This window comes from Aeromonas sp. QDB18 (genome assembly GCF_027705325.1).
Classification (GTDB): domain Bacteria; phylum Pseudomonadota; class Gammaproteobacteria; order Enterobacterales; family Aeromonadaceae; genus Aeromonas; species Aeromonas caviae.
In genome coordinates, this window is sequence record NZ_JAPDBQ010000194.1 from 1 (window position 1) to 6,100 (window position 6,100).

7 protein-coding genes are annotated in these 6,100 nt (G+C 61.6%); all 7 read left to right on the forward strand.

Going from position 1 to position 6,100, the window contains the following annotated elements; translation table 11 throughout:
• Positions 1 to 143 precede the first annotated feature (143 nt).
• Positions 144 to 941: a threonine/serine ThrE exporter family protein gene (locus tag OKC30_RS19400; protein WP_160839400.1), complete on the forward strand. Its 798-nt coding sequence runs from the start codon at positions 144 to 146 to the stop codon at positions 939 to 941.
• Positions 938 to 1,063: a hypothetical protein gene (locus OKC30_RS19405; protein WP_263639559.1), complete on the forward strand. Its 126-nt coding sequence runs from the start codon at positions 938 to 940 to the stop codon at positions 1,061 to 1,063. The genes OKC30_RS19400 and OKC30_RS19405 overlap by 4 nt, the downstream gene beginning before the upstream one ends.
• A gap of 118 nt (positions 1,064 to 1,181) precedes the next feature.
• Positions 1,182 to 1,649, forward strand: a complete 468-nt coding sequence (locus tag OKC30_RS19410) for a threonine/serine exporter family protein (RefSeq protein WP_010675437.1) — start codon at positions 1,182 to 1,184, stop codon at positions 1,647 to 1,649.
• 23 nt (positions 1,650 to 1,672) lie between these two features.
• Entirely contained in the window at positions 1,673 to 2,164 is a 492-nt protein-coding gene (gene folA, locus OKC30_RS19415; protein WP_024946467.1) for a type 3 dihydrofolate reductase, read from the forward strand.
• A 471-nt stretch (positions 2,165 to 2,635) separates the two neighbouring features.
• Positions 2,636 to 3,832 carry a glycine betaine/L-proline ABC transporter ATP-binding protein ProV gene (proV, locus tag OKC30_RS19420; RefSeq protein WP_043154281.1) on the forward strand — a complete coding sequence of 399 codons (1,197 nt, stop codon included), beginning with the start codon at positions 2,636 to 2,638 and terminating at the stop codon, positions 3,830 to 3,832.
• A complete protein-coding gene (gene proW, locus OKC30_RS19425) occupies positions 3,829 to 4,977 on the forward strand; it encodes a glycine betaine/L-proline ABC transporter permease ProW (RefSeq protein WP_160839398.1) in 1,149 nt (382 codons plus the stop codon). The genes proV and proW overlap by 4 nt, the downstream gene beginning before the upstream one ends.
• Positions 4,974 to 5,975, forward strand: coding sequence for a glycine betaine/L-proline ABC transporter substrate-binding protein ProX (gene proX, locus OKC30_RS19430; protein ID WP_160839396.1), 1,002 nt, complete (start codon positions 4,974 to 4,976; stop codon positions 5,973 to 5,975). The genes proW and proX overlap by 4 nt, the downstream gene beginning before the upstream one ends.
• The last annotated feature ends 125 nt before the right edge of the window (positions 5,976 to 6,100 follow it).

A 6,100-nucleotide genomic window follows, 5' to 3' on the forward strand; every position in this document is an offset into this window, starting at 1 on the left:
TACCTGAAGCAACACCGCTTATATACCCGCACACTTGGAATTATTTGAGTCTCTAAAAATGAGGGGATCTCTGAGGGATGAAGGTGTATTTATTTTGGGGTAATATCCAGACACATTTCATCTTGCTATGACTCAAAGGGATCATGAGAAGCATCACACCAGGAAGGGTGCTGTCGCGAGAGCAGCAGACGGAGATCACCCGGATCATCGTCAAGGCGGGCCAGATGCTGGCCCAGTTTGGGGCGGAGAGCCGCATCATCGAGCAGACCACGGTCCGCCTGGGCATGGCGCTCGGGCTGGAGAGCGTCGAGATGGCCATCTCTTCCAGCGCCATCGTCCTCACCAGCCTCTACCAGGGCAGTTGCGTCACCACCACCCGCCGGGTGCGGGAGCACGGCATCAACATGCAGGTGGTGTGCGAAATCCAGCGCATCTGCATCATGACGGAAAAGTCGCTTACCGGCGCGCGCGAGGTACGTCAGCGCCTCGAGGCCATCACGCCGTTCCACTATCACCCCTGGCTGGTGGTGCCCATGGTGGGGCTCTCCTGCGGTGCCTTCAGCCTGCTGTTTGGCGGTGACTGGCCCATCTTCCTGGTGACCTGCTGCTCGGCCTCGGTCGCCATGCGGGTGCGCCAGCTCATTGCCCGCCATCACCACAGTCCCCTCATCAACTTTGCCGCCACCGGGTTTATCGCCACCCTGCTCGCCACCAGCGCCACCTTCTTCGGCTGGGGCGAACAACCCTATCTCGCCATGGCCGCCAGCGTGTTGCTGCTGGTGCCGGGATTCCCGCTCATCAATGCGGTCTCCGACATGGTGAAGGGTTACTTCAACATGGGGCTGGCCCGCTGGGGCACGGCGACACTGCTGACCATCAGCGCAGCCATAGGGATCATTCTCGCCATGTCGGTCACCGGGATCTGGGGGTGGAAGGTATGAAGATCTTTGACGTTGTATCGACCCTGTTGATCGGGGCAAACCGGCTATCCATCAGCGCGTGGAACCATATCGGGATCATGCTCGCCATGTCGGTGACCGGTATCTGGGGGTGGAAGGTATGAAGATCTTTGACGTTGTATCGACCCTGTTGATCGGGGCAAACCGGCTATCCATCAGCGCGCGGAACCATATCGGGATCATGCGCGCCATGTCGGGGACCGGTATCTGGGGGTGGAAGGTATGATGGAACTGCTCTGGCTGCTGGCCAAGGATGCCTTCTGGTCGGCCATTCCGGCGGTGGGCTTTGCCATGCTGTTCAACGTGCCGCCACGGATGCTCAAATACTGCGCCATGGGGGGCGCGTTGGCCCACAGTCTGCGTACCCTGCTCATCCACTACGGCATGCCCATCGAGTGGGCCACCCTGGCAGCGGCGACCACGGTCGGCTTTGTCTGTGTCTACTGGTCGCGCCGCCTGCTGGCACCGCGCCCGGTGTTCAGCGTCGCCTCCATCATCCCCATGATCCCGGGCAGCTATGCGTTCAAGACCATGATCGCCATTGTGGAGCTCAATATCTCCGGGGTGACCATGGAGCTGCTTCAGAGCGCGGTGGAGAACGGCCTCAAGGCGCTGTTTATCGTGGGGGCCCTGAGTTTCGGTTTGGCGATCCCCTCTCTGGTCGTGTACCGTAACCGCCCCATTATCTGACGACGGTGCGAGAGGTTGACCCCATGATGATTTCCATGATTGCCGCCATGGCCCATGATCGGGTGATAGGGCTGGACAACCAGATGCCCTGGCACCTGCCGGCGGATCTGGCCCACTTCAAGCGGGTCACCCTGGGCAAGCCGGTGCTGATGGGGCGCAAGACCTTCGAGTCCATCGGGCGACCGCTGCCCGGGCGCCGCAATCTGGTGATCAGCCGCAACCCCGACTACCGGGCCGACGGCGTGGAGGTTATCGACTCGGTGGAGGCCGCACTGGCGCTGCTGGCGGGCAGCGACGTGGCCGAGCTGATGGTGATCGGGGGCGGTCATCTCTACGGCCAGCTGCTACCACGGGCCGACAGGCTCTATCTGACCCGTATCGATCTGGCGGTGGAGGGGGATACCCGCTTCCCGGCCTTTGACGAGGGCGACTGGTCCTGCATCGAGCGCGAGTCCCATCAGCCTGACGAGAAGAACCCCCATCCCTACTGTTTCGAGACCTGGCAGCGGCGCTGAGCCCTCTGATGCCATGAAGAGCCCCTTGCGACAGCAGGGGGCTTTTTTGTGCCCTGTTGCCGCAAAGAGAAGGGGGCTGAACCGGCATGGTTGAAGTTGCCTGAAGCAATACCGAGTGCGCGGCATCAAAATGATTAGCAATGTAATTAAATGGCCATTAATCGCTCCGATGGGGGCCATCCTCCCCACCCTCTCTTTTCGCCTGCTGCTAACGCCTTTTAATCATTAATGAAATGTGCTGCAAGTGCATCGATACTGTGGTGGCCCTGTCTGTTATAGGCGTTTTTATCGTGATTTAATGGATTTTTATGAATGAAAATAACCAATAAAAATCAATGAGTTAAATTTAACCTTTCCAGGTTGGCTTCAATTGGTTCTTTTGTTTGGGTGTGAAATTGCTTAGTGTTAAAAGTAATTGGCTCACGTTCGACGGTTTGCCAGGCAAGGCGTCGGCCAAGAAAAAAGGACAATATGACAGTCAAACTCGAGGTCAAATCCCTCTACAAAATCTTCGGCGATCAGCCGGATAAAGCGTTCAAATTGCTGGCGAAAGGGCATGATCGCGCCAGTATCCTGAAAAAGACCGGACAGACCCTGGGGGTCCAGGATGTCAATCTGTCCATCAACGAAGGGGAGATCTTCGTGGTGATGGGCCTCTCCGGTTCGGGCAAGTCCACCCTGGTGCGTCTCTTCAACCGGCTGATCGAGCCGACCCGCGGCCAGGTGCTGATCGATGGCGAGGACATCGCCGCCATCTCGGAGCGCGAACTGCGCCGGGTGCGCCGCAAGAAGATCAGCATGGTATTCCAGTCCTTCGCCCTGATGCCGCACCTGAGTGTGCTGGAAAATACCGCCTTCGGGCTGGAGCTGGCCGGTGTACCGCTGGCGGAGCGCCAGCAGAGCGCCCGTCAGGCGCTCCATCAGGTGGGGCTGGGGCAGTGGATAGAGGCTTATCCGGATGCCCTCTCCGGCGGCATGAAGCAGCGGGTCGGTCTGGCCCGGGCCCTTGCCAATGACCCCGACATTCTGCTGATGGACGAAGCTTTCTCCGCGCTGGATCCCCTGATCCGCACCGAGATGCAGGATGAGCTGCTCAAGCTGCAGGCCAGCCAGCAGCGCACCATCGTCTTTATCTCCCACGATCTGGACGAGGCAATGCGCATCGGCGATCGCATCGCCATCATGCAGGATGGCCAGCTGGTGCAAGTGGGCACCCCGGACGAGATCCTGAACCAGCCCGCCAACGACTATGTGCGCGCCTTCTTTCGCGGGGTGGATCTGGCCCATGTGTTCAGCGCCCGCGACGTGGCCAGCCGCAAGCAGGTGCCTCTCATCAAGAAACACACCACCGACGGGCCGGGCAACGCCCTGCGCCAGCTCAAGGAGCTTGAGCGGGAGTTCGGGTACGTGGTGGATCGCAGCCGTCGCTTCCTCGGGGTCGTCTCGGTGGAGTCGCTCGGTCAGGCGGTAAGGGCCAAAGGCAGCCTGGAGCAGGCGTTGCTGGCGGACATCCAGCCCATTCTGGCGGACACCGCCCTCAATGAACTGATCAGCCAGGTGGCGGCCGCTCCCTGTCAGGTGCCCGTGGTCGAGGAGGATGGCACTTACCTCGGCCTCATCTCCAAGGCCAATCTGCTCAACACCCTGGACAGGAGTACCCCGGCATGAAGCTGATGAATCCCCATTTCTTGCTGAGCGGGCTGCTGGCCCTGGTGCTGCTGGCGAGCCCTTCCCTGCGGGCCGATGAGGTGGCGGCAGACCCCTGGAGCACGCCTGCGTCCGCCGAGGTGTCCGATCCCTGGGGCAGTACCGACACCCAGGCTACCGACTGGCAGAACCAGATCGAAGCCGCCGACACCACAACCGCCATCGACTGGCTGGATCCCTTCCAGCAGGCGCTGGTGCCGCTGGATACCTGGGTGGAAGGGGGCATCGGCTGGCTGGTGGAGAACCTGCGGCCGCTGTTCCAGCTGATCCGCGCACCGGTGGAGCTGACCCTGAACGCCATGACCCATCTGCTGCAGACGGTGCCCTCCACCCTGATGATGGGGCTCCTGGCCCTGCTTGCCTGGCAACTGGTGAACGGCCGCATGGCGCTCGGTACGCTCGTATCTCTTGTGGGGATCGGGCTCATCGGGGCCTGGTCCGATGCCATGGTGACCCTGTCCCTGGTGCTGACCTCGCTGTTCTTCTGCGTGCTGCTGGGGTTGCCCACCGGCATCCTGCTGGCCCGCAGCGAGCGGCTCTCCACCTGGACCCGGCCGCTGCTGGATGCCATGCAGACCACCCCGGCATTCGTCTACCTCATCCCCATCGTGATGCTGTTTGGCATCGGCAACGTGCCCGGGGTGGTGGTGACCGTCATCTTCGCCCTGCCGCCCATGATCCGGCTCACCATGCTGGGCATTCGCCAGGTGCCCACGGATCTGGTGGAGGCGGCCCACTCGTTCGGTGCCAGCCCCTCCCAGTTGCTGTTCAAGGTACAGCTGCCGCTCGCCATGCCCACCATCATGGCCGGGGTCAACCAGACCCTGATGCTGGCGCTCTCCATGGTGGTGATCGCCTCCATGATCGCGGTGGGGGGCCTCGGCCAGATGGTGCTGCGCGGCATCGGCCGGCTCGACATGGGGCTCGCCTCCATCGGCGGCCTCGGCATCGTGCTGCTGGCCATCGTGCTCGACCGCCTCACCCAGGCGATGGGGCAACCGGATCGCACCCGTACCGGCCGCTGGTATCAGCACGGCCCCGCCGCCCTGCTGCTGCGTCTGACCGGTCGTGACAAGAAAATCGATTACAAAGGAGTAAATGCATGAGACAGACCACCAAAGGATTGACCCTGGGCACAGTGCTGCTGAGTGCCCAACTGCTGAGCCCGCTCGCCATGGCCAGCGCCGAGTTGCCGGGGGAGGGGGTTCGCGTTCAGCCCTTGCAGAGCTCCTTGCCGGAAGAGGCCTTCCAGAGCCTGCTGGTGAGCAAGCTGATGGCGCGTCTGGGTTACGATGTTCAGCCCGCCCAGGAGGTGGACTACAACGTGGCTTATGCCTCGGTGGCCCAGGGAGACGGCACCTTCCTCGCATTCAACTGGGTGCCGCTGCAGGACAACAAGTACGAGCAGGCGGGGGGCGACAAGGTGTTCTTCCGTGAGGGCACCTATGTGGCCGGTGCCGCCCAGGGGTACCTCATCGACAAGAAGACCGCTACCCAATACGGCATCACCAACCTGGGCCAGCTCAAGGATCCCGAGGTGGCGGCGCTGTTTGACGGGGATGGCGACGGCAAGGCCGACCTCATCGGTTGCAACCCCGGCTGGGGCTGCGAGGGGGCGATCAACCATCACCTCGATGCCTTTGGTCTGACCCCCACGGTGGCCCATAAGCAGGGCAACTACGCGGCGCTGATCGCCGATACCCTGGCTCGCTACCAGGCCGGCAAGCCGGTGCTCTATTACACCTGGACCCCCTACTGGCTCAGCAGCGAACTGGTGCCGGGCAAGGATGTGGTGTGGCTGGAAGTCCCCGCCGACGCCCCGGATGCGGCCAAGACCCGCTTGCCGAACGGCAAGAACTACGGCTTTGCGGTGAACACCATGCACATCGTTGCCAACAAGCGGTTTGCCGAGGCCAATCCGGCCGCCGCCAAGCTCTTCTCCATCGTCAAGCTGCCGCTCAATGACATCAACGTGCAGAACGGCCTGATGAACAAGGGGCAGAACAAGCCGGCGGACGTGGAGCGTCATGCCGACGCCTGGCTCAAGGGCCACGAGGCACTGGTGAACGACTGGCTGAATCAGGCGCGCGCCGCCGCCATGTAATGAAGGGCGTTACATCACCCTTTTGCGCAAAGAAAAACGCCCGGCAACTGCCGCAATGCTGTTCAGATAAGCACATTTTTGACTAATTATTCATAAATGCGACTTGAGTTGGGGGAGCAAGGCTG

What these genes read in the sequence shown, in the direction of transcription:
- OKC30_RS19400 (WP_160839400.1), top strand. Translation starts at nt 144, where the DNA reads ATGAGAAGCATCACACCAGGAAGGGTGCTGTCGCGAGAGCAGCAGACG.
- OKC30_RS19405 (WP_263639559.1), top strand. Translation starts at nt 938, where the DNA reads ATGAAGATCTTTGACGTTGTATCGACCCTGTTGATCGGGGCAAACCGG.
- OKC30_RS19410 (WP_010675437.1), top strand. Translation starts at nt 1,182, where the DNA reads ATGATGGAACTGCTCTGGCTGCTGGCCAAGGATGCCTTCTGGTCGGCC.
- folA (WP_024946467.1), top strand. Translation starts at nt 1,673, where the DNA reads ATGATGATTTCCATGATTGCCGCCATGGCCCATGATCGGGTGATAGGG.
- proV (WP_043154281.1), top strand. Translation starts at nt 2,636, where the DNA reads ATGACAGTCAAACTCGAGGTCAAATCCCTCTACAAAATCTTCGGCGAT.
- proW (WP_160839398.1), top strand. Translation starts at nt 3,829, where the DNA reads ATGAAGCTGATGAATCCCCATTTCTTGCTGAGCGGGCTGCTGGCCCTG.
- proX (WP_160839396.1), top strand. Translation starts at nt 4,974, where the DNA reads ATGAGACAGACCACCAAAGGATTGACCCTGGGCACAGTGCTGCTGAGT.